The following is a 21420-nucleotide window of genomic DNA, read 5'->3' on the forward strand; positions in this document are numbered from 1 at the left end:
ACAGATACGTCTCACAGATACAGGGCCAGGGGCATGTGCTGGATCCGGCCGGCCAGGTCCGGATAGTCGAGCGCGACGGAGACGTAGTGCTCGTGGAGGGCCTGGACGACGTCGAAGGGTGCGGCATCCGCGTCCCCCAGGGCCTGTCGGCTCCCGGCGAGCAGCGCGCGGACGGTCCCGACCATCGCGGTGTCCAGGACGTACCACAGCGGCAGGTACACGGCTCCGGCGCCGCTGATGACGAGGGAGCGCATGAAGCCCAGCACGTCGCCCCCGTCGGAGCGCATGCCCTGTCCCGCCACGCAGGCACCGAGGACGGTCAGCTTGTTGCGGGGCAGGTTCAGGTGCAGGGCGAGGTCGAACTGGGTGAGCACGTCCTGGCCGCCGAGGTGGAGCAGCGGGCCGGCGGCCTCCGGCCCGTCCAGGTAGGTGCCGTGGCCCGCGTACACGAAGAACTCCGGCTCGCGGGCGACGAGGGCGCCGAGACCGTCCCAGTCCGCGGCGTGCGCCGGCCGGGCGAACTCCAGGCCCTCGGGAGGCACTCCGGCCACCACGACATGCTCGCGGCGCCACCCGGTGCCGACGAGTTCACGGCCCGAGGCGTCGGAGTCGGTGGACAGCAGGGCCGCCAGGTCGTCGTCGTCCTCCATGAGCTGTCGCTTGAGCAGATGCCTGCCCTGGGTGACGAAGGCGGCCACGCTGACGGAATGGGAGAGCGGGACGCGCGCCGCCAGCGGCCGCGCGTCGCCGGGGCCGACCGCGACGTGCAGCGGTACGGCGAAGAGGTGGTCGGTGGGGATCAGGGTGAGGTGGGTCGTGGCGTCGCCGTCGCCGACGCGGTCCCACACGGGCGCGACGAGCAGGTCCCACATCCGGCGGCAGGTCTGTTCGGAGGGCCACGGGGACGCGGGATCGGAGATGTCCGCCCACACCTGGCCGGCCAGGCCGGTCACGTTCTCGTAGGGGATGCCCGGCACGGTGGTCAGGCGTCCGTCCCGGCAGACCATGATGCCGAGCGAGTCGGGCACCGCCGCGGCGCTGGGCCCGGTGACGTCGGGGGCGGCGTAGCGGAAGTAGCGCACCACGCAGGAGCCCGGGTGGTTCAGTGTGTACTGCACGAGACGGTGCGCGACATCCTCGTCGTGGGCGACAGACGTCAACGGGGCCTCCAGGAAGCGCTCTTCGTACTCCCGCTCGCGTTCCGCCAGCACCTCGCGCAATGCTCGCGCCAGCTCGGGCGAAGCGGGCTGGAGCGCGCCGCGCACCCTCGGTCCGCCGCCGGAGGGCGCGGGCGACGGGGCTCCGGCGATGCGGTGGGCGGGCGGCCCGGGGGACGAGGGGCGCGAGGAGCCGAGCAGGTCCAGCAGTTCACGGCCGGAGGACTCCTCGACCAGGGAGAGGATCTTCTCGTGGTCCGCCTGGGAGCCGTCGCCGCGGACGACGGCGTCGGCGATCGCGTGGAGGAATGCCGGCCGCATGTGGCGGGCGTACGCCCGTTTGTAGGCGGGCAGGGCGATGGCCGACCGGACCGAACGCGCAAGGCGCAGCCGTCGCGCCAGGACGTCGTCCGGACGGCTGCCGGGTGGAAGGGACGCGGCGGTCCGCTGGTAACCCCGCACGGTGTAGGCGTAGAAGTCGACGTCGAGACCGGCGTGGTGCCCGTCCACGGAGTCGTACCGTTCCGCCTCGTCGAGCAGCCGTCCCAGTTCCGCCAGCCCGGAGGCGCCGCCGTCGCGGAGGGCGAGGTTCTGCCGGGCGATGGCCTTCCCGCGTTCCCAGGGCAGGGTCAGCAGTTCCTCGAAGTGCGACCGGGCGTTGTCCGGGTCGCACAGCACCTGGTTGGTGCGCGACTGCGCGATCCGGTAGGCGTCCCCGAGCCCCTGGGAGATCGCCAGGGACCGCGCGGTCACCTCCAGCGACCGGTCCGGTCGCCCGGCCTCCCGTAGCGCGACGGCCAGATTGTGCAGTGCGTTGGAGTAGCCCCGGAGGAACTCGCGGTGGCGGGCCGGAGTGCCGGGCACGGGAGGTGCGGCGACATCGACGCCGTGCTGCCGCGCCAGGTCCTCGATCTCACCGACCGCCGCCTCCAGTTCCGCGACGAACCCGGCGGCGGCCGAACCCTTCCCGCCGTCCCGTGCGGGCTGCCCCTGCTCCTCGAACCGGGCCCGCTCGCAGTTGCCGCGCAGATCCGGCAGGGCCCACCACAGGCCCGCCTCCCGCGCGATGTCGACGGCGGTGCCGAAGGAGATCCGGGCGGAGGTGAAGCTGCCCAGCCGGTACCGGATCCGCCCCTCCGCGTCGAACCACCGGGCGAGCGCGTAGGGGGCGAACGGGTCGTCGGCGGGCAGGCCGCCGCGGCGGTGGAGATCGTGGAGCCACTGGGCGTCGGCGCGCGAGGCCTTGATCAGCTGGAGGCCGGAGAAGAGCCGGTACGCCACGTCTGCGCGGACCATCTCGCACCAGTGGGCGCCCACCCGGCGCGCGGTGTCCCCGACGTCGCCCTGCCGCGACCGGTCGAGGACCCCGGTCAGCCGCAGGAGGCGCAAGGCGTCCTCCTGGCGCATGGGGACGTCGAAGTCGACGTCGAAACGGAGGACGAGGTCCTCGACGTCCAGTTCGTCGATGAGGGAGAGGATCGCGGCGACCGTGGGGGAGGAGCCTTCCGGCTGTGGGCTCGTCGACTGGGTCATGGCGTCTGCGGCTCCCGTTTCTGTGAGGACGGGTCTGAGGACGGGCAGTGGTCGGCGGCGCGGGCGGACGGCCGGGGGCTCAGCCGCGCCGCTCCGCCCGGCGGTGGACGAGGGCCGCGGCCAGCCCCACCGCGACGCAGACGGGCGCCGTCACGACGGCCGGCAGCAGGCCGTCGCCGTGCTGGATGCTCCAGGCCGTCAGCGCCAGCCAGCACAGGGAGGATCCGAGCAGGCCCGAGGCGAGCGTGTCGATCCAGCGGTAGGGGAGGGCGACCGCCGGGATCGCGGCCTGCCTGAGCACGGCCAGCGGCAGGAAGAGCGCCACGGCCGCGAGGACGAGGATCGTCGGTGACTGGGCGGCGTGGGGGAGCGGGAGGCGGTAGCCGAGGGTCTGCACCACGGTCAGCGCGGTGAGCACGGAGCCCAGGACCGAGGTCTGCACCAGGCTCAGCCGGTTCCGGTACTCGTTGAGCGCCCGGTCGGTGACCGCGGTGGCCGCCGCGCGTGCCGCCTCGGCCCGTTCGCGGGCGGCCGTGAGGTACTCCTGGTCGTTCTCGATCTGGGTGATGAGAGCGTCGGCGGCGGCCAGGTCGCGCGCGGGCCAGGAACTCCCCTCCCCGACGCGGCGCAGCCGGGGCGTGTGAAGGCGCATGTTCGCGATCGCGATGGCCACCGTGCGGGCCAGCTCCCGGTGGCGGGTGATCGTCCACAGCGCGCCCTGCGGCCCGAGCTGGGTCCGGTCGAGCACGGCGGCCGCGGCCAGGACGGCGCGCAGACTCACCGGTTTGCCGGACGCACTGGGTTCCAGGGCCCGCAGGAGCGCGAGCGCCTCCCGGTCGCTGCGGGCGCGGCGCGCGTGGAGGGGCTCGCCGGAGACGTACTCCTCGTACCGGCGGGCCTCGTAGCCCGCCTTGGAGGCGTGCATCAGATAGTGGGTCAGCGGGCGCAGGCCGCTCTCGCCCTCCGCCGCCCAGGCCCACTCGTCCAGTGCGCGCTCCGCCCGCATCGGGGCCAGCACGCAGAAGTGCGCCAGAGCGTCCCGCGGATCTCCCCGGCCGGTGCGCCAGACCGAGAACCCGTGCTCCGTCGCGTCGTGCCCACGCCACCAGCTGTCATCGCTCGCGCCGGGCAACGGCGCATGGCGGCGGACCAGTTCGGCCATCGACTGGCGGGAGCGGGGCGATTCGTTCCGGTACAGGGCGGTGAACACCCGGAACTCGCCCAGGATCCCGTCGGGCGGCGGCCCGGTGACACCTGCCCCGGTGGCGGCGGCCGTCCACGTTTCGAGCAGGGTGGTCCACTGCGGCAGTCCGGCAGCCAGGTCGTTGGGCGCGAGGAGGGCCACCAGCCCGAGCACGTCGTGCTCGGCGAACAAGAAGGCGGCGTGCAGTCCGGAGGAGGCGTCGTCCCGTGCCGCCGCGGCCAGGACGGTGAACTCCGCCGCGGGGGCGGGCGGATCGGGGAAGGGCCGGTCGGGCAGCGGCAGGCCGCCGAACGCCGAGGTCATCCCGAGCCGGCCGCACGCGTCCCACAGGCGAGCGAGGTGGTCGAGGGGCGCGGCCTCCCCCGGCTCCGGGACGGCCGGCACGAAGCAGGTGATGATCAGCGACGGTTTCACGATGCCGTGCACCAGGCGTTACCTGCTTCCGGGCGGGGGCGGGAGACGCTCAGTCGGCGGAGGGTGTCGTGTCCGTCGTGCCGCCCCGCCGCCCGGGGCCGTCCAGGTCGAGGGTGAGCCTGCCGACCAGGACGTTGCGCTGCTCGCGCCGGTCCGGCGGGATGAGGGTCTTGCGCGCGCCCGGCAGGGCCTGGGCGCGGTAGGCGGACTCCAGCGCCTGCAACCCGGTGAGAGCCTCGTCGACCGCGCCCGCGGAGTCGGCGGCGACCGCCGCGTCCAGTTCCCCGAGCAATCTTCCCACGTCGAGCCAGCCCTCGGCCGACAGGAACCAGTCGTCGAGCGCCCGTAAGCGGTTGACGACGCGTCGCGTCACGTCTGCATCCACCGAGGGCCCCCGTTGCCGCACTGCGTCCGGTCACTGAACGAGATCCCCAGGGTAGCGTTCCGTGGTCGTCCGCGGCTCGGAATTCCCCGCAAGGGCAGTGCACTTGCTGCCGGAAAGGCGGTGGAGCGGACCAGGCCCGGCCTGCTACCGTGCAGTTGACCGTGACACCGCCCGAGGAGGTGAGACCCGTGAACGCTGTATCGGCATGGGTGCTCCCCCTTCCCGTCATGGCCGGCGACTGACGCAGGCGTCGCCGGGAGCGCCTCGACACCAAGGCACTCCCGAAAGGCAACACCTGTGCATTCTCCCCAGTTCACCGCCGACGTCCTGTCCGACGGCATGCGCGAGCGGGACTTCACCGTGGGCGACGTCCCCGGAGTCCTCTGGTCGCCGGTTTCCGGCGCCGACCGCGCACCCTTGATCCTCATGGGCCACGGCGGGGGCACCCACAAGAAGCACGCGGCGATGTCGGGCCGCGCCCGGCTCCTGGTGCGCGGCTGCGGCTTCCACGTCGCCGTCATCGACGCGCCCGGTCACGGCGACCGGCCGCGCACGGCCCACGACGAGGCGGAGATCGCCGAGCTGTACCGGGCCAGGGCGGCGGGCGAACCGGAAGGGCCGGTCGTCGTCCGCTACAACGCCCACCTGGCCGATCTCGCCGTCCCCGAATGGCGGGCAACCCTGGACGCCCTCCAGGCACTTCCCGAGATCGGCGCGGACGGGCCCGTCGGCTTCTACGGGATCAACATGGGCACCGCGATCGGAGTCCCGTTCGTGGCCGCCGAACCCCGTGTCACGGCCGCGGTCTTCGGCCAGCACTGGCCCGATGCCCTGGCCGCGCACGCGAGGCGGATCACCGTCCCCGTCGAGTTCGCCCTGCAGTGGGACGACGAGCACATCCCGCGCGAGGCCGGTCTCGCGCTGTTCGACGCCTTCGCCTCGAAGGAGAAGACGTTGCACGCCAACGCGGGACGGCACAAGGAACTGCCCCGCTTCGAGGCCGACAGCGCGGTCCGCTTCTTCGCCCGGCACTTCGGCCGGACGGTCCCCTCGCCCGCCTGACGAACGCGGTCGCGGCGCCCGGCCCGCCGGCCGGGTGCCGCACTGCGGGCGGACCGCGCGACAATGGGCTCATGAGTGATGAGCCGTGGCGCCAGGGCGGTGAGCCCGCCTGCATGCTGCACCTGGTGTGCCCCGAGTGCGGCCGGGTCCGTGAACGGCCGGGCAGCGCCGTCTGCGAGCACTGCGGCGTACGCCTCGGGGACGCGGCCGACCGCGACCGCGACAGCGCCGGCCGGGCACGCAACGCCCGGCCGAGGGACGGTCTCGGCAGGCCCCTGCCGTACGGCGCCGAAGGGGTCGCCCGGCAACCGGAGGGAGTGCCCCGCACCCCGGAGGAGACCCTCGTGGAGGCGCAACGGCTGCTCGACGCCGGCCGGCCGTTCCACGCCCACGAGGTCCTGGAGGACATGTGGAAGGCCGCGCCGCGCGAGGAACGGGCCCTGTGGCGCGCACTCGCCCAGCTCGCGGTGGGCCTGACGCACGCCGCGCGCGGGAACGCCAAGGGGGCCACGGCCCTGCTGTCCAGGGCGGCCGACGGGCTCAGTCCTTACGCCGGCACGGCACCCCACGGCGTCGACGTCGACGCGCTGGTGACGTGGGCCCGGGCACGGGCCGCGGACGAGCACCGCACGCAGCCGTCCCCGCGCTTGAGCTGAGGTGCCAGGGGTCGGTACGTTGCCCAACGCCGGGTGAGGGCGGGGGAGTAGGGACAGTGGAGGCCGCGATGCCGTTCAACGGGCTGCCGCACGGATCCGTGCCCAGGCTGGAGCGCCCCGGACCGCTGCGCGAGCAGGTCTACCAGGCCCTGCTGGATCTCGTCGGCTCACGGTCGCTGCGTCCGGGCCAGCACCTGGTGGAGAGCGAGCTCGCGGCCCGGCTCGGGGTCTCCCGGCAGCCCGTGCACGAGGCACTGCAACGGCTGAGCAGCGAAGGCTGGGTGGACCTCCGCCCCGCGCAGGGCGCCTTCGTCCACGAGCCGACCGGGGAGGAGACCGACCAGCTCTTCGTCGTCCGCACGCTGCTGGAGACCGAGGGGGCGCGGCTGGCCGCGGCCGGCCCGTCCGCCGAGGGCATCGAGCGACTCGGCGAGCTGTGCGCGACGGGCGAGGCGGCGGTGGCCGCGGACGACGTGGACGGCGCGGTCGCCGCGAACGCCACGTTCCACGCGTGCGTCATGGAACTGGCCGGGAACGCGGTCCTCGCGGACCTGGCGGCCCGTGTCGAGAACCGGGTGCGCCGCTACTACACGCCCATCGTCCACCAGGCCTGGGCCGAGCACCGCGAGCTCATCGCCGCGATCGCCGCCCGCGACGACGCCCGCGCCCAGCGCGTCATGCGCGCCCACACCAAGGACGCCAGAACCCGCTTCCCCCCACGCCCGGCCGCCTGACACGGGACGCCCGCGCGGGTCAGTCCAGGTACTCGGGCAAGCGGTCGCGCAGGCCTTCGCGGAAGGCGGCGAGCCGGTCGTCCTCGGTGCCGAGATTGGCGAGGACGTCATGGGCGAGTTCGCGCACCTCGACGGAGGGATGATCGGCCAACTCCCGGTAGAGGGTCCAGACTCCACCGCGGATGAGGGAGACGCACTCCTCCTGCTCGACGGTGTCGCCGCCGCTGAAGGACAGCAGCAGGCCGAGCAGGGTGGCACGGGCGAAAGGCGCCGTGAGCGTGGGGTCGGCCAGGGCGGCGAGGACGACCGCGGTGGCGGCCGGGGCCGGCGGCATGAGGTTGGACTGGATCAGCACGTGGCCGTCGAACCCGGCCATGGTCGCCTCCCCCGGAGTGCGCGCGGTGATCACGCGAAGGAGTTCTGCCGGAATGTGCCCCGCGGACTCGCCGCAGCCGCAGCGCATCTGTTCCCAGGCGTGACGGGCGAGCTCGACGCGGACGATGCGCAGACCGGGGTGCTCCGTCGTCCGCTCGCTCGCCGGGTTCCCGGTCCCCGCATCCGGACGGGAGCCCTCGGCCCGGTAGGCATCCAGCAGGCGGAAGAACTCCGTGAGGGGCGTGGAGCCGCGGGGCGTGCCGTGCTCGATGTCGGTCGCCCAACCGAGGGAGCTGTGGTGTCCACCGTTCTCGCGCAGCCAGGAGACGAAGGAGTCCTCGGGCCAGAACGCGAAAGGCTCTTCCGCGGCATGCACGCCGAGCGCGACGCGGTAGCCGAGGAGTATCGACTCCAGATGGTGCAGTGACCCGTCGCGCAGCCACATGTCGGGACGGCGGCGGATCTGGTCGAGGAAGTCGTACACGTCGGTGCAGTACATCCAGTTGCTGAGTCTGCCCTCGTGACCGCTGTCCTTCGCCATGGCGCAGATCCTATGGGCGCCGTCCCGGCCGCCGGCGTGCTAGGCAGGACCCCCCCGCGTCGGATGCGACGGCCCGGTGGCACATATAGGCTTTTGCCGGACTTGTCTCTCTTTCCGGGGTGAGTGACCGTGCCGACCTACATCACGCTGCTGAACTGGACCGACCAGGGGATCCGCGCCTCTGCGGACACCGCGGAGCGCGCCGACGCCTTCGGTGCCGCGCTGCAGAGGGCCGGGGCGAGGCTCGTCGCCATCTACTGGACGGTGGGGCCGCACGACCTCGTGGCCATCGTCGAGGCGCCCGACGACGAGACCGCCGCCGCCGCGCTGCTGCGCCTAGGGGTGGTGGGCAACGTCCGCAGCACGACGATGCGGGCCTTCGGGCGGGACGAGATCGAGGGCGTCGTCGCCAAGGCCTCCGCCTGAGACCCCGGCGCCCGCGGACGCGGAGGCCGATGCCGCCCTCCGCGTCCGCGGGCATGTCACGCCGGCCCGTCGAGGGGCCCCGTCACTCGAACTCCTCGCCCTGGCCCAGACCGATGCCCGTCGTCCAGGACGTGATCACCACGCCGCCCTGGCTGATGTCGGTCTCCCCGGGGACGGAGAAGTACGTGGAGAACGAGCTGTGGTCCGGCATCGACAGATGCAGAGCGTTGACCTTGAGCGTGTGCTCCGGCAGGTCCGGCTTGCTGTAGCGGACGGTGGCGTGCAGAGGGGAGTCCGGGCGCAGGACGAGCGTGCCGCCCCGGCCGCTGACGTACAGCGGGATTGCCGCGGTCTGGTCGGGAGGTCCGCTCAAGGTCACCTGGGGGGTGTCGCTGAGCGTGCAGGCGATGCCGTCGTGCGCCAGCAGGGTGATGTCGAAGGCGCGGCGGCTCAGGCCCGAGGTGAGGCCGCCGAAATAGAACGAGACGTCACTGGTGCGGCAGGGCCGCGGTGTCGCCGACGTACCGGTGACTTTCGCGCTCGCGATGCCGGGAACCGTCAGTACGGCCGCGGCGATCGCCGCCGCGCCCGCTGCGGCAAGGGTCATTCGACGCATGGGAGTTCCTAGGGGTGGGAGAGGGGTGTTCAGAAGGCGCCGAGGCCGTGCGGCATGCCGAGGCCGGTCGGACCGTCCCAGCCGGCGCGCGCGTTGCAGACCGACGCGCTGAGCCCGGGGTAGTCGGCGCACGTGTGGTACGCCTCGTTGTTGCCGGTGGTGATGTCGGTGAAGGCGGCGGCCGGGGAGCGGTACAGGGTCCGGGGTCCGTCGACCGAGGCAAGGTGGCCCGCCCGGGTGAACAGGCCCGCGATGTACGGCGCGGAGGCACTCGTCCCGCCGGCGATCACCCAGGTGTACGGCTCGCCCGTGCTGGGGGCGTACGTGTCGTAGACCGCTACGCCCGTGGCGGCGTCGGCGTCCGCCGACACATCCGCCGCGGCTCGGTGCCCGCCGCAGGCCGCGGTCACCGAGGACGGCTGTCCACTGGCCGCGGGGAACCGCGTCTCGCACCCGCTTCCGCCGGCCCACCAGGCGGTCGCCGGGCCGGAAGCCGGCAAGGTGACGCCGCCGACGCTGATGACCGACGGGAGGTTGGACGGCCACGACTGGTGGATGCCGCCGTTGAAGCCGGAGTCCCCGGTGGACGCGGTGATCGCCACCCCCTTGTGGCGGAGCGCGGCGAGCGTGCGGCCGCTGGTGTTCGTCACGTCCGCGGAGTACCCGTAGCTGATGCTGACCGCCGAAGCGTGGTGGGCGACCGCGGTGTTGACCGCCCGGGCGAAGTCACCGGTGGACACGTCGTTGTCGTCCTCGGCGTCCTGCCACGGCACCGATATCTCCATCAGGCGGCAGGACGGGCAGGCGGCCGAGGCCATGTCGAGGTCGAGCGAGGTCTCCAGCGCCACCTCCTCCTCCACGAAGGCCCCGTGGGCGTCCGTCTGCGGGGCGGGCTGCGGACCGCCGGTGTAGTCCAGCAGTTGCAGGCAGCCGGACGCCGTCGTGCAGGGCGGCAGTCCGTACGTCCGCCGGTAGGTGGCCAGGTCGCTCTCCAGGGCCGGGTCCACGCCGGCGTTGATGACGGCGATGATGCCCCTGCCGGACGAGGTACGGGGCAGTTTGTACGCCTTGCCCAGGTCGGCGGGACCGTAGCCGGCGGGCAGCGGGGAACGCAGCGGCGCGTCACTGCCCTTGTGCTCCGTGACCACCTCGGCATGGCACCGGGGGCACACCGAACGCACACCGTGCGAGTCCAGCAGCCGGCCGCTGCCCACCGCTTGGCGCAGCGCGGTCACGCTTTCCCCGCTGTTGGCACGGGCGTTGGACGGCACGCCGGCCGTTCCGGTCGGCACCGGTACCGGGGACGGCGGCGGCGACGAGGCCGCGGCGGCTAGCCCGGGGTGCAGGGTGGCGGCGGTCAGTGCCGCGGCGGCCACCGCCACCAGCGAGACCTTGGCGAAGCGGTTCGACAACGTTCCCCGCATCCGCGCGATTCGGTCCCGCGACATGAATCTGCTCACGCGTCCATGAATCCTCTCCACTTGAAGCCGGGCCGTGCGGCCCGGCCCGACGCGGCTCCCCGACCCCGGGCAGCGGGCACGTTCGTCTTCTGCGGAAGACCCCCAGCACGCCACGCCCCCTGCCCTTCGCCGTACAAGCCGCGGGGCGCCGTTGATCATTGGCGCACCTGTTGATCCGTTCAGATGCACCCGCGACGCCGAAAGTTCTCGGCCGCGCGGAACTGCGGGAAGATCGCGCGGTCGAGGGCATGCGTGGGTGCGCGGCCGCATCGATGGGGGCGGGGAACCGAACGGCCGCGGCGAACGTCCCTCGCTCCATGACGTCCGACGATCAGCAGGCCCCCACGGGCGACGCGGGGCGTGCCGCGGTCAACGACTACACCGCCTTCGCCGAGGCGTACACGAGCGAGAACGAGACCAACCTCGTCAACGCCCACTACGAACGGCCCGCGATGCTGGCTCTCGCCGGGGACGTGGCCGGCCGGCGGATCCTCGACGCGGGCTGCGGCGCCGGAGCACTGTCCGCGGCGCTGCGCGAGCGCGGTGCCGTCATGAGCGGTTTCGACGCGAGCGCCGGGATGCTGGAGCTGGCCCGGCGCCGGCTCGGTACGGAGGCCGACCTGAAGGTCGCCGACCTGGCCGGGCCCCTTCCCTACGCCGACGACACCTTCGACGTCGTCGTCGCCTCCCTGGTGCTGCACTACCTGGAGGACTGGGGCCCGCCGCTGGCCGAGCTACGGCGCGTGCTGAAGCCGGGCGGCCGGCTGCTCGTCTCCGTCGATCACCCCTTCGTGATCACGCTCATGCACCGCGAGGCCGGCCGCCAGGCCGAGTACAACTACTTCGACACCACCAACTGGACCGAGGAATGGACCATGGGCGGCCGTACCGCCCTGATGAGTCTCTGGCACCGACCCCTGCACGCGATGACCGACGCCTTCATCGCGGCGGGCTTCCGGATCACGGTCGTCAGCGAGCCGGATCCCGACCCCGCCGCCCGCGAACTGTTCCCCGAGGCCATCGCGGCCAAGCCGCGGTTCCTGTGCTTCCTGTTCTTCGTCCTGCACGCGGAGCAGGGCCTGCCCGCCGCGTGAGCGCTCAGCCGGTCGCACCGCGCAGGACGGCCAGTGCCGAGGCGTACATCCGTTCCTTGATGGTGCCGAGGGTGTCGCCCGCCTTGCCGGCCTGCGCCGCGGCGATCTCCAGGGCGGCGGAACGTACGGCGTCCTCCTCCACCGCCCGGTCCACGATGCCGGCGGCCGCGGCGTCCGTGCCACCGTACCGGCGGGCGGTGACCATGGCCTCGTGCGCGGTCTGCGGCGCCAGGCGGGACCGGATCAGGGCGGACATGCCGGGCGTGAACGGGATGTTGATGTCGGCCTCGGGCAGGCACCAGAAGCCGCGGTCGGCACGCATCACCCGGAAGTCGTGGGCGAGGGAGAGCATCGCGCCGGCGGCGAAGGTGTGCCCCTGCAGCGCGGCCACGGTGACCATCGGCAGGGACAGCACGCGGGCGAAGAGCTCGTGGACGGAGTTCCGGTAGCCCTCCTGCTGCTCGGCATGGGCGCCGAGCCACTCCAGGTCCAGGCCGTTGGAGAAGAACTTGCCCGTCGCGGCGGTCACCAGGGCGCGCGGCCCCTCCGCTTTCTCCACCTCGTCGAGAGCGGCACCGACGGCGGCCAGCCAGTCGGGATGGAAGCGGTTCTCGCCGTCCCCGATGTCGAGCACGAAGACGTTGTCCTGGCGGTCAAGGGTGGGCATCTGCGCTCCCGGGGGTCTGCCGAGTCCGTGTCCTGTCCGGAGCCTCGCCTCGTCGGCCGGTGCGAGTACCGCGATCCCACCGGGGCCCGTACGAGGCTCCGCTTCCATGGTCCATGACGCCCCGGCCCACGGCGACCCCGGCATCGACAGCATGCTCGCTAAGCACAAGCCCCCCTCGGGGAAACGGCGTTGAGTGATGCGGGACGGGTAGCCGCGACGGATGGGATCGATGAACGAGTTTCAGCTTGCCGTCGCGCACGACCTCGTGGTCGGCATCGTGCCGCTGCTCGTGGGCGTGATCGTCGTGGGGATCCTTGTCGGCGCCGTCGTGCTCGGCCGCCGTCACCGCGCGCGGCAGCCGGCCCCCGCACAACGGCCGCAGCCCCGGGCCGGAGCGTGGCACACGCGCGACGAGCACGAGACGGGCCGGTCGCCGGACCACGGTCCCGGGCACCAGGACGGCATCCGCCACGGCATCCGGCAGCGGCGCGAGCCGGACGAGTGGTCCGAGCCGGGGTTCCGCCGCCGTCAGCACTCCATGAAGGGGTTCGGCAACTTCGGCTCGCACGCTGCCGGCGACGCGACGGAGGCGCCGCCGCAGGACCCGCGCCGCGACCGGTCATGAGCCCGCGGCCCGACGGGGACGAGTCGTTCCGTCACGGTCACATAGCCCGTGCTCACCCACCGTGACCGCCCCGGCGCGCCGGTGAAGGGGCCCGGCGCGTGAGCCCGCCCGGCACCGGCTTCGCGTCGGCGCGGACGCCCGCGCCGTGCCAGCATGGGCCGTAGACGGTGGGCCGCGGGCAGGGACGTCGGGGCGGGTGGCCGAAGGCCCCGGCAGCAGGGAGACCGTTGTGACCCACGAGCAGCTCCGACTCGGCGAGGTCCTCGCGGCGGCCGAGGCGGCCGCGCCGGCCGACTCCGTCGAGATCATCGGCCGCAACCTGCGGGACCGGTTCGGGGCGTGTTCCGTGTCGTTCCTCCTCGCCGACGTCATCGGCTGGAAGCTGGTGCGGATCGGCGACGGCGGCCAGTCGCGGCGAGGCCGCGGCGCGGAGCAGATCCCGCTGTCCGGCACCCCGTACGAGGAGGCGCTGCGCGGGCAGCGGATCGTGCGGCGCCCGGGCAACGGGCAGGGCCTGCGCCTGGTCGTGCCGGTCAGCCACCGGGGCGAAGCCCTCGGCCTGCTGGAACTGACGCTCCCCGACGCCGACGCGGACGTCCTGGCACAGGTCGGCGAGGCCGCTCACGCGCTTGCGTACCTCATCGTCACCGACCGGCGCTTCACCGACCTCTACCACTGGGCCGGGCGCACCACGTCCATCAGCCTGGCCGCCGAGATCCAGCACGGGCTGCTGCCCTCGGCCGCCAGCTGCGACGGGGACCGGTTCGCCCTGGCGGGGGCGCTCGTGCCCGCCGACTCCATCGGGGGCGACACGTACGACTACGCGGTCGAGCACGACATCCTGCACGTCTCCATCACCGACGCGATGGGTCACGACGTCGAGTCCGCGCTGCTGGCCACGCTCCTGGTCAACGCCTCCCGGGGCGCCCGCCGGGCGGGTTGCGACCTGGCCGAGCAGGCGTACCGGGTGCACCGGACGCTCCTGGACCACAGCCGCAGCGGCTTCGCCACCGGCCAGCTCATCCGGATCGCCATGGACGGCACCGGCGCGCAACTGGTCAACGCGGGCCATCCGTGGCCGCTGCGGCTGCGTGACGGCACGGTCGAGGAGGTCCGTGTCGACGTCCACCTGCCCTTCGGCGTGCCCGCCCGTACGCCCTTCCTCGTCCAGCCCCTCGACCTGCGGGCCGGCGACCGGCTGGTCCTCTACACGGACGGCATGCAGGAACGCGGGGCCGGCGTGGTCGACCTGGCGGCGCTGATCCGCGACACCGCCGCGGAGCACCCCCGCGAAGTGGTCACCACCGCCACCGCCGCCGTGCTGGAGGCGTGCCTGGGGCACCTGCGGGACGACGCCACGATCCTCTGCCTGGACTGGAGGGGCCCGCCTACGCGGTGACGCACTGGCGAAGCCGGTCGCGGCGGGCGACCCCGCTGCGGTGGGCATGGAGACCCGGCAAGCGCGAGCGGGGCCGCACCTTCAGCATGCGCCTTCGACGGCGGGTGGTCTGCCCCCTCTGTCACTCTTCTGTCGGCTTCTGCTCCGAGAAGGGCGGGATGTGCCCAGCGTCAACTTGCTGCACCGCCGTGACCAGGCACTTGGCCGAATCGGACTCGCCGTCGCGGTCCCCGTCGCACACTGGCCGTGGTGGCTCCGCCGTGTCTCCCCCGTCGCGGCGGAGCCACCGTGGCCGGCGTGCGCGTGGTCAGGGCAGGAGCACGATCTTGCCGTGGGTGTGCTGCTGCTCCAGCTCGGCGAAGGCGTCCCGCACCTGGTCCAGCGGGTACGTGCGGGCGATCGGCACCTCCAGCCCGCCGGACGCGGCCAGCCGGGCCAGCTCGCCCAGTACGACCGCGGACGCCGCCGCACCCTCTCCGTACGTCCGCGCGCCGACCTCGGCCGCGGCCTGCCAGTCGCTGATGGTGTTGATCCGCTCGGGCCGCACGCCCAGCTCGACCGCCAGTGCCACGTAGCCGCTGCCGAAGGTGTCGATGAACGCGTCGACCTTGCCGCCGGCCGCCTGTCCGATCCGCTCGGCGACACCGGGTCCGTACGCGACCGGCAGGACACCGTGGTCCCTCAGCCACGCGTGGTTCCGCTCGCTCGCCAGGCCGATCACTGTGGCGCCGCGCCGCCGCGCGAGCTGGACGGCCAGCGATCCGACACCGCCCGCCGCACCGGAGACGACGACGGTGTCCTCCGGGCCGGGGTCCACCGCGAACACGGTGGCGTAGGCGGTCGTGCCGGCCACGTACAGCGCCCCGGCCACCTCCCAGGCCAGCCCCGCCGGACGGGACACCAGGTGCACGTCGTCGACCACGACGAACTGCGCGTGGCTGGCCCGCCGGTGAGTGAAGCCGAGAACCTCCTCGCCCACGGCGAAGCCCCGGACGTGCGGGCCCGCCTCCACCACGACACCGGCCAGATCGCTGCCCTGCCCCGACGGGAACGCCGCCGGCCAGCGGGCGTGCAGCGCGCCCGCGCGGATGTGCGCCTCGCCGGGCTGGATCCCGGCCGCGCGGACCTCGACCAGCACCTGCCCGGGCCCGGGCACCGGCCGCTCGACCTCCTCCACCCGCAGCACATCGATCCCGCCGTACTCGTGAAACCGCACCGCCCGCATCGCGTGACCACCGCACTCTCTCGTCCGGACAAGACCTGCCGGCCGGGCGCCGGGAAAGCCGGCGCTGACTGTGCCACCACCTTCAAAGGCCAAACGCGGGCCCGTATTCCCGTCCTGCGGGGGGCGGGGAACCGCCCGCGGCCGGCGCACGCCGTCCGCGGAGCGTGACAGCGTCCCCGGAGTGACGGCCCACCCGCGCGGGGACATGCAGGTATGGCCTTTCTCGGTGTCGACATCGGCACATCCAGCAGCAAGGGCGTCCTGGTCGACGCCTCGGGCGCGGTGCGCGCGACCGCGGTGCGCGAGCACGCCGTCTCCCGCCCGAGGCCGGGACACGCCGAGATGGACGCCGAGGTGTGGTGGCAGGAGTTCCGCGGCATCACACGCGAGCTCCTGACCGGCGGCGTACGGGTGGAGGCGGTCGGCGTCAGCGGCATGGGCCCGTGCGTCTGCCTCGCCGACACCGCCGGCCGGCCGTTGCGCCCGGCCGTGCTCTACGGGGTGGACACGCGGGCCGTCGCGCAGATCGCCCGGCTCGACGCCGAGCTCGGCCGGGAGGCCGTCCTCGACCGGTGCGGCAGTGTGCTGTCCACGCAGGCGGTGGGGCCCAAGGTGGCGTGGGTCGCCGAGCACGAGCCGGAGGTGTTCGCGGCCGCGCGCCGCCTGCTCATGCCGGCCTCCCTTCTCGCCCACCGGCTTACCGGCGCCTACGTGCTCGACCACCACTCGGCCAGCCAGTCCGTCCCGTTCTACGACGCGCGGGCGCAGGACTGGTACCGCCCCTGGGTCGACGCCGTATGGCCGCACGCGGAGCTGCCCGAACTGCGCTGGCCCGGGGAACAGGCCGGAACGGTGACGGCCGGGGCGGCGGCGGCCACCGGGCTCCGGCCGGGCACGCCCGTCATCACGGGAACCATCGACGCCTGGACCGAGGCCGTCAGCGTCGACGCGACACACCCGGGCGACCTGATGCTCATGTACGGCACGACGATGTTCCTGGTCGCCACCGTCACCGGGCAGTTGCGCGTGCCCGAACTGTGGAGCACCGTCGGCGCCTTCCCCGGCACCCGCTCGCTCGCCGGCGGCATGGCCACGTCCGGAGCGGTGACCGAGTGGCTGCGGGGCCTGTTCGGGTCGCCCGGCCGCGCTGCCCTGCTGGCGGAGGCCGCGGACAGCGGCGTCGGTGCGCGCGGCCTCGCGATGCTCCCGTACCTCGCCGGGGAGCGCACCCCGATCGCCGACCCCGACGCCCGTGGGGTGATCGCCGGTCTCACCGTCGAGCACACACGCGGCGACCTCTACCGGGCCGCGCTGGAGGCGACCGCGCACGGAGTGCGCCACAACGTCGAGGCCATGCGGCAGGCGGGCGCGGGGATCCGGCGGGTCGTCGCGGTGGGCGGGGGTACACAGGGCGAGTTGTGGACGCGGATCGTCTCCGACGTCACCGGGCTGCCCCAGGACATCCCCACGATCACGGTCGGCGCCGCCTACGGGGCCGCCCGGCTGGCCGCCGGACTGTCCGGCGACGCGGACACCGTGACGTGGAATCCGGTCCGGGAGCGGCGCATGCCGGACCCGGAGGCGGGAGCCGTGTACGACAGGCTGCACCGCCTGTACCGGGACCTGTATCCGGCGACCCGTGACACGGTCCATGCCCTGGCCGGTTTCCGGCGCGAAGCCGAAGGAGGACCGGGCCCCGCGCCCGGCCGGGCCGGCGGCGTCATCGGCTGAGCAGCGGCAGCGCGGGGAAGGTGTGGTCCTGCCAGATGAGGCGGGACGCCTCTTCCGGGTACGCGGCGACGGCCGGCTCACTGCCGAAGAGCCGCACGCGGCGCTGCTCGCTGTCGTACGCGGGCCATCCGGGGTCGCCGTGGGCGGCGAACGACGTCCAGGCCGTCCGCATCCGGCCGGACAGCTCCTCCGCCTCCGGGGAGGGCGCCTCACCGATCAGCATGGCGGGCTGTCCGCGGTCCAGGTTGCCGAAGACGAGCGGTACGTCCAGGCCGTGGCAGGCGCCGAGCATGCCGCCCATGCCGGGGGCGGGCCACACCAGCTCGTAGACGTGCGCGCGGCCGCCGGCGGCCGACTGCGCCTCGGCGAGGTGCAGCGACGGCATGCGGAACAGCCAGTCGGAGTGGACGAGTTCGTACAGCTCGTCCGGACCCGCCGCGGGGAAGGCGTCGCGATAACGCCGCGCGCCGTCGGGCCCGGGCGCGAAGACGCGGAGCGCGTCGGCGGCCTGCTCCTCGTCCACCTCGCCGAGCAGACCGCCGAGGAGGGTGAACAGGCGGTGCTCGTCGCGGGTGTGGCCGACGAGGAGTTCGATCCCGCGGCCTGCACCGGCGGCGAGGGCCTGCCACGGTGTGACGGCCAGGACGTCGCCGTCGACGACAGGGGAGAAGGCGATCGCCCGATGGGCGGGCAGGCCCCAACGCGACGTCCGCTGGCCCATCTTGGCGCCGACCGCGTCACCGGCGGAGGACAGCCGGTCCGGCGCGACGCCGGACAGATCGGCCACTGTGGGCCGCAGCCCGAGCTCGGCGGCACAGGCCGCGGTGATGTCCGCGGCGAGCTCCGGCGAGAAGAACGTGCCGGGCACACTCTGCGCGACGGCCCGCTGGAAGAGCCCGGCCGCACGGTCCATGGCCAGCAGCGCCGCGACCGACCCACCGCCCGCCGACTCGCCGAAGACGGTGACCCGGCCCGGGTCGCCGCCGAAGGCCCGGATGTTGTCGCGCACCCACTCCAGTGCCGCGACCTGATCGAGCAGGCCCCGGTTGGCGGGCGCCCCCTCGATCTGCGCGAAGCCCTCGATCCCCACGCGGTAGTTGAACGTCACGACGACGACACCGCCGTCGCGTGCGAGCCGGCCGCCGTCGTACTCGGGGAGGCCGGACATGCCGAACACATAGCCGCCGCCCTGGATCCACACCATCACCGGCAGGTCCGCCCCGGGATCGGGCTCGGGCGACCAGACGTTGACGGTCAGCCAGTCGCCGCCCGCGGCGTCCCCCGAGAGCGCGTCCATGCCGAAGTGGCCGCCCTGCGGGGGCGGCGGACCGTACGAGACCGCCTCCCGCACCCCGTTCCACCCCTCCGCCGGTCGCGGCGCGCCCAGGCGCAGCGCGCCGACCGGGGCCTCGGCGAACGGGATGCCCCGGAACACCGCCACGCCCGCCTCCCGGCTCCCGCGCAGCCTCCCACCCACCGCGAGAACCTCGGGCCGCGACCCGGACGGGCCGGACTCGGCAACGGTCATCACAACGTCCTCTCAGGCGGGCGGAGGGGCGGGTTCATCGCAGTGACGCCCCCGGCCCTGCGGATCCTCCACGGCGAGGGGATGCGGCGCCAGCGATTTTTTGGGGGCGACCTGTGTCCGTGCGGCGTGCGGCGGAGCCGACGGGCAGCCTGGGCAGCAACCGGTTTTGCGCAGCTTTGGGAGATGTCCGACTTCGAGTTCAGTAAGGCCAGGGGGAAGGGGATCAATCAGCTTCGGATGAAGCCGCGGCAAAGCTCCGAGCGGCCTTTCTTCAGCTCGGTTATGAACAGGCCCGGACACCGGAGGAGGACTGTGGTTTCACATGCGGCGCAGCGCGACCGGGGCGCGGCCCCTCGGCCGTGACGTCCCGGCCTCTGGCGGAAGGGTCAGGAGCGGGGAAACAGGCGGCATTCGGGACCACCCACAGCGCCAGGGCCGACGCGGTGACGGCCGGCGGAGTGCCTGGACTGAGTTGCTTCGTTGACTTCAAGCGACAGTGTTTGTCGACGACTTCCGGCGGCGGTTGTTGATCAACGGCTGAGAGATCGTGACCTGCTTTCGATATTCATCGAGCCGTGCACAGTAGGGGTTTGCAGAAACGACCATCGCCGACAACCGGGACCGCGCACCGGGGTGATCGTCCAGAGAGGCGGCGGTCAGACGCTCCACGACGTGAGGTTGTCCCGCAAGTAATCCGCGAGCTCGATCGGTTGAAGGTCGAGCGCCGCCAGGGCTGCCACGTCCAACGCGACGCGCACGGGCGAGAAGTCTCCCGTGTCCGGGTCGTCCAGCTCGGGGCCGTTGCGGCGGGTCACGTCCATGTCTACGAGGTCGGCACGGAAATAGTGCTGGACGACGGTGATCCGCTCACCAGGCTCGGTCGTGGTCAGGAACTCGGCGGCCGGGCCGATGGTGGCCCCGATTTCCTCCATGACCTCGCGACGCAGAGCGCCGTCGAGGCTGTCATCGCCGGGTTCGACGCCCCCGCCCACAGTTGTGTAGTAGACGCCCCCGCCCGGCCATCCGCGTCGCAGGAACACCAGATGATCGTGTTCAAGGAGAACCGCGCGAACTCTGTGCCGCACCTTCATCCTCGTGACGGTAGTGCATTCCTCTTCCGGCTCGGCGGCCTCACAAAGATGTCCAGCAGTAAATTTGTTCACCAGGCTTGGCGAGCCCGCCTGGCGAGCAGGATGAGCTCTTCGGCCAGCGGCTGCAGGGCCTCCACGCCCGCTCCGTACAGTTCCTCCGCTTGCACCCACCTGGCGACGCAGTTGGCGATGGAGTTCTGATACCCAGGACCCGTCAGCCACGGGTTGTCCTCGTCTTCGAGGTCGTCCGGGCCGGGAGTTGGGGAGACCGGCCACACGGGCGCCTCCTCCACCAGGCCACTCGCCAGGGAACCCGATGAATGGCAGCGATCAGCTGTCCCAGGATCACCGCCGGGTCCACGCGCTTGGCCTCGACCCCGTCGAACACGGGGTGCCCCGACCCGATGGGTGGGGAACCACCCTTCGTCTGCTCCAGCGCCCGCACCACCGATGCGGCATCTACCGCGCGGAAGTAGTCAGTCAGAACACCCAACGCTGCGCTCCCGCCATTCAGTTCTTCGGAAGGCAGTACATCAGACACCGCGCGAAGCACAGACAGGTCGAGAACAGGCCGCCGGCCCGAGGTGGGTTAGCGAGCGGTGCAGTCGATGGTTTTTCCTCAGCGGGGAGGACAAGAGTGGCGCCGACGATGTCGCCAATCCGGCGCGCAGGGGCTTCGCGTGTGCTTGTGTCCCCGGCATACCGTGATCGATCAACAGCGAGGGCATCTCGCGGGTCAAGCCGTCAGCACGCGGGGATGCCGCAGGCGGCCAGCGCGAGGTGCAGTCGTTCCTCGGTCACCTTCGTCAACGGCGGGACGAGCAGGGTGGCGATCCCGGCTTCGACGGCTGCGCCGTCATGGCTGGAGCGATCGCCGACCATCAGTGCCTCTTCGGGCTCTACCCCGAGGAGTCCGAGGGCGACGCGGAAGATGGCGGGGTCCGGCTTGGACACGCCGTGTTCGAAGGACAAGACGAACTCGTCGACGTACACGTCAAGACCGCGCTCCGAGAAAGCCGGGCGGATGTCGACATGGATGTCGCTGATGATGGCCACCTTCAGTTGAGCTGCCTTGAGCGCCGCGAGCGTGGGTTCGACATCGGAGGCGAAGGCGTTGCCGACCGCATCGGATAGTGCCGCGTACATTTCGTCGGCCAGGACCGAGTCCACTTCTGCGGCATTGATCCAGCGTTCGTAGCTGTCACGGTGTGCTGCGGCCGACAAGTCCGCTCCCGCCCAGCCCTGCACGACATGGGGGAGCTCGCCCGAGACACTCAGGGCTGTACTGATCCGCTGGACCTCCGCCTCGGACGAGTCACGCCCGAGCTGCCGCAATGAGTGCTGGATCCACGAAGCCCCCCTGTGCCCCGTCCGGGTGGGACCCCACTTGGGAACGATGAGTGTTCCGACCCAGTCGAGTAGAACGGCTTTGAAGAAGGGCATGTTTCTCCCGTGGTCACACGGCCTGCGATCACTGGCGAGCCGTCACCCGTCCGC

At 72.7% G+C, this 21420-nt stretch carries 20 protein-coding genes; 8 read left to right on the plus strand and 12 right to left on the minus strand.

The genetic code is table 11. The annotated features are described in order from the left end of the window. Nucleotides 1-11: 11 nt before the first annotated feature. The 3 genes from ABZ883_RS33565 to ABZ883_RS33575 all read right to left on the minus strand — a co-directional run bounded on the left by ABZ883_RS33565 (nucleotide 12) and on the right by ABZ883_RS33575 (nucleotide 4681). Entirely contained in the window at nucleotides 12-2690 is a 2679-nt protein-coding gene (locus ABZ883_RS33565) for a CHAT domain-containing protein (RefSeq protein ID WP_360912982.1), read from the minus strand. A 79-nt stretch (nucleotides 2691-2769) separates the two neighbouring features. Beyond that, nucleotides 2770-4320, minus strand: a complete 1551-nt coding sequence (locus ABZ883_RS33570) for a CATRA conflict system CASPASE/TPR repeat-associated protein (RefSeq protein ID WP_360912984.1) — start codon at nucleotides 4318-4320, stop codon at nucleotides 2770-2772. A 37-nt stretch (nucleotides 4321-4357) separates the two neighbouring features. Then, nucleotides 4358-4681: a CATRA system-associated protein gene (locus ABZ883_RS33575; RefSeq protein ID WP_360912986.1), complete on the minus strand. Its 324-nt coding sequence runs from the start codon at nucleotides 4679-4681 to the stop codon at nucleotides 4358-4360. A 309-nt stretch (nucleotides 4682-4990) separates the two neighbouring features. Here ABZ883_RS33575 and ABZ883_RS33580 point away from each other — a divergent pair, with 309 nt between their 5' ends. The 3 genes from ABZ883_RS33580 (at nucleotide 4991) to ABZ883_RS33590 (ending at nucleotide 7145) form a co-directional block, all read left to right on the plus strand. Beyond that, nucleotides 4991-5755, plus strand: coding sequence for an alpha/beta hydrolase (locus tag ABZ883_RS33580; RefSeq protein ID WP_360912988.1), 765 nt, complete (start codon nucleotides 4991-4993; stop codon nucleotides 5753-5755). A gap of 71 nt (nucleotides 5756-5826) precedes the next feature. After that, complete coding sequence (locus ABZ883_RS33585; RefSeq protein ID WP_360912990.1) at nucleotides 5827-6411, plus strand: DUF309 domain-containing protein; 585 nt, start codon at nucleotides 5827-5829, stop codon at nucleotides 6409-6411. A gap of 68 nt (nucleotides 6412-6479) precedes the next feature. Continuing rightward, nucleotides 6480-7145: a GntR family transcriptional regulator gene (locus ABZ883_RS33590; RefSeq protein ID WP_360912992.1), complete on the plus strand. Its 666-nt coding sequence runs from the start codon at nucleotides 6480-6482 to the stop codon at nucleotides 7143-7145. A 19-nt stretch (nucleotides 7146-7164) separates the two neighbouring features. Here ABZ883_RS33590 and ABZ883_RS33595 read toward each other — a convergent pair whose 3' ends face one another. Continuing rightward, a complete protein-coding gene (locus tag ABZ883_RS33595; protein ID WP_360912994.1) occupies nucleotides 7165-8061 on the minus strand; it encodes a hypothetical protein in 897 nt (298 codons plus the stop codon). Between the two features lie 129 nt (nucleotides 8062-8190). Between ABZ883_RS33595 and ABZ883_RS33600 the strand changes: the two genes are divergently transcribed. Continuing rightward, entirely contained in the window at nucleotides 8191-8487 is a 297-nt protein-coding gene (locus ABZ883_RS33600) for a GYD domain-containing protein (RefSeq protein WP_360912996.1), read from the plus strand. Nucleotides 8488-8569: 82 nt separating this feature from the next. Here ABZ883_RS33600 and ABZ883_RS33605 read toward each other — a convergent pair whose 3' ends face one another. Then, on the minus strand, nucleotides 8570-9094 hold the full coding sequence (locus ABZ883_RS33605) for a DUF4232 domain-containing protein (protein WP_360912998.1): 525 nt from the start codon (nucleotides 9092-9094) through the stop codon (nucleotides 8570-8572). A 38-nt stretch (nucleotides 9095-9132) separates the two neighbouring features. Then, the gene (locus tag ABZ883_RS33610; protein WP_360913000.1) at nucleotides 9133-10563 is read right to left on the minus strand and encodes a peptidase S8; all 1431 of its coding nucleotides are present in this window, start codon (nucleotides 10561-10563) and stop codon (nucleotides 9133-9135) included. A gap of 317 nt (nucleotides 10564-10880) precedes the next feature. On the opposite strand from ABZ883_RS33610, the gene ABZ883_RS33615 reads away from it, so the two are divergent. After that, on the plus strand, nucleotides 10881-11657 hold the full coding sequence (locus tag ABZ883_RS33615; protein ID WP_360913002.1) for a class I SAM-dependent methyltransferase: 777 nt from the start codon (nucleotides 10881-10883) through the stop codon (nucleotides 11655-11657). Nucleotides 11658-11661: 4 nt separating this feature from the next. On the opposite strand, the gene ABZ883_RS33620 is transcribed toward ABZ883_RS33615, so the two are convergent. After that, nucleotides 11662-12324 (minus strand): enoyl-CoA hydratase-related protein, encoded by a 663-nt coding sequence (locus ABZ883_RS33620; RefSeq protein WP_360913004.1) that lies wholly within the window; start codon nucleotides 12322-12324, stop codon nucleotides 11662-11664. Between the two features lie 229 nt (nucleotides 12325-12553). Between ABZ883_RS33620 and ABZ883_RS33625 the strand changes: the two genes are divergently transcribed. Both ABZ883_RS33625 and ABZ883_RS33630 read left to right on the plus strand, forming a co-directional pair. After that, nucleotides 12554-12949, plus strand: coding sequence for a DUF6479 family protein (locus tag ABZ883_RS33625; RefSeq protein ID WP_360913006.1), 396 nt, complete (start codon nucleotides 12554-12556; stop codon nucleotides 12947-12949). A gap of 229 nt (nucleotides 12950-13178) precedes the next feature. Then, nucleotides 13179-14348, plus strand: a complete 1170-nt coding sequence (locus tag ABZ883_RS33630; RefSeq protein ID WP_360913008.1) for a PP2C family protein-serine/threonine phosphatase — start codon at nucleotides 13179-13181, stop codon at nucleotides 14346-14348. Nucleotides 14349-14655: 307 nt separating this feature from the next. On the opposite strand, the gene ABZ883_RS33635 is transcribed toward ABZ883_RS33630, so the two are convergent. Then, entirely contained in the window at nucleotides 14656-15573 is a 918-nt protein-coding gene (locus ABZ883_RS33635; RefSeq protein WP_360913010.1) for an NADP-dependent oxidoreductase, read from the minus strand. 213 nt (nucleotides 15574-15786) lie between these two features. On the opposite strand from ABZ883_RS33635, the gene ABZ883_RS33640 reads away from it, so the two are divergent. Continuing rightward, nucleotides 15787-17304 (plus strand): FGGY family carbohydrate kinase, encoded by a 1518-nt coding sequence (locus ABZ883_RS33640; RefSeq protein ID WP_360913012.1) that lies wholly within the window; start codon nucleotides 15787-15789, stop codon nucleotides 17302-17304. Here the strand turns inward: ABZ883_RS33640 and ABZ883_RS33645 are convergent. The 4 genes from ABZ883_RS33645 to ABZ883_RS33660 all read right to left on the minus strand — a co-directional run bounded on the left by ABZ883_RS33645 (nucleotide 17294) and on the right by ABZ883_RS33660 (nucleotide 21366). After that, nucleotides 17294-18832 carry a carboxylesterase family protein gene (locus ABZ883_RS33645; protein WP_360913014.1) on the minus strand — a complete coding sequence of 513 codons (1539 nt, stop codon included), beginning with the start codon at nucleotides 18830-18832 and terminating at the stop codon, nucleotides 17294-17296. The two genes, ABZ883_RS33640 and ABZ883_RS33645, sit on opposite strands and share 11 nt — an antisense overlap. A 656-nt stretch (nucleotides 18833-19488) precedes the next feature. After that, nucleotides 19489-19923, minus strand: coding sequence for an NUDIX hydrolase (locus ABZ883_RS33650; protein ID WP_360913016.1), 435 nt, complete (start codon nucleotides 19921-19923; stop codon nucleotides 19489-19491). Between the two features lie 68 nt (nucleotides 19924-19991). Beyond that, complete coding sequence (locus tag ABZ883_RS33655; RefSeq protein WP_360913018.1) at nucleotides 19992-20201, minus strand: hypothetical protein; 210 nt, start codon at nucleotides 20199-20201, stop codon at nucleotides 19992-19994. Nucleotides 20202-20667: 466 nt separating this feature from the next. Beyond that, entirely contained in the window at nucleotides 20668-21366 is a 699-nt protein-coding gene (locus ABZ883_RS33660) for an HAD family hydrolase (protein WP_360913020.1), read from the minus strand. Between the last annotated feature and the right edge of the window lie 54 nt (nucleotides 21367-21420).

It is taken from the genome of Streptomyces sp. NPDC046977, assembly GCF_040644455.1.
Classification (GTDB): domain Bacteria; phylum Actinomycetota; class Actinomycetes; order Streptomycetales; family Streptomycetaceae; genus Actinacidiphila.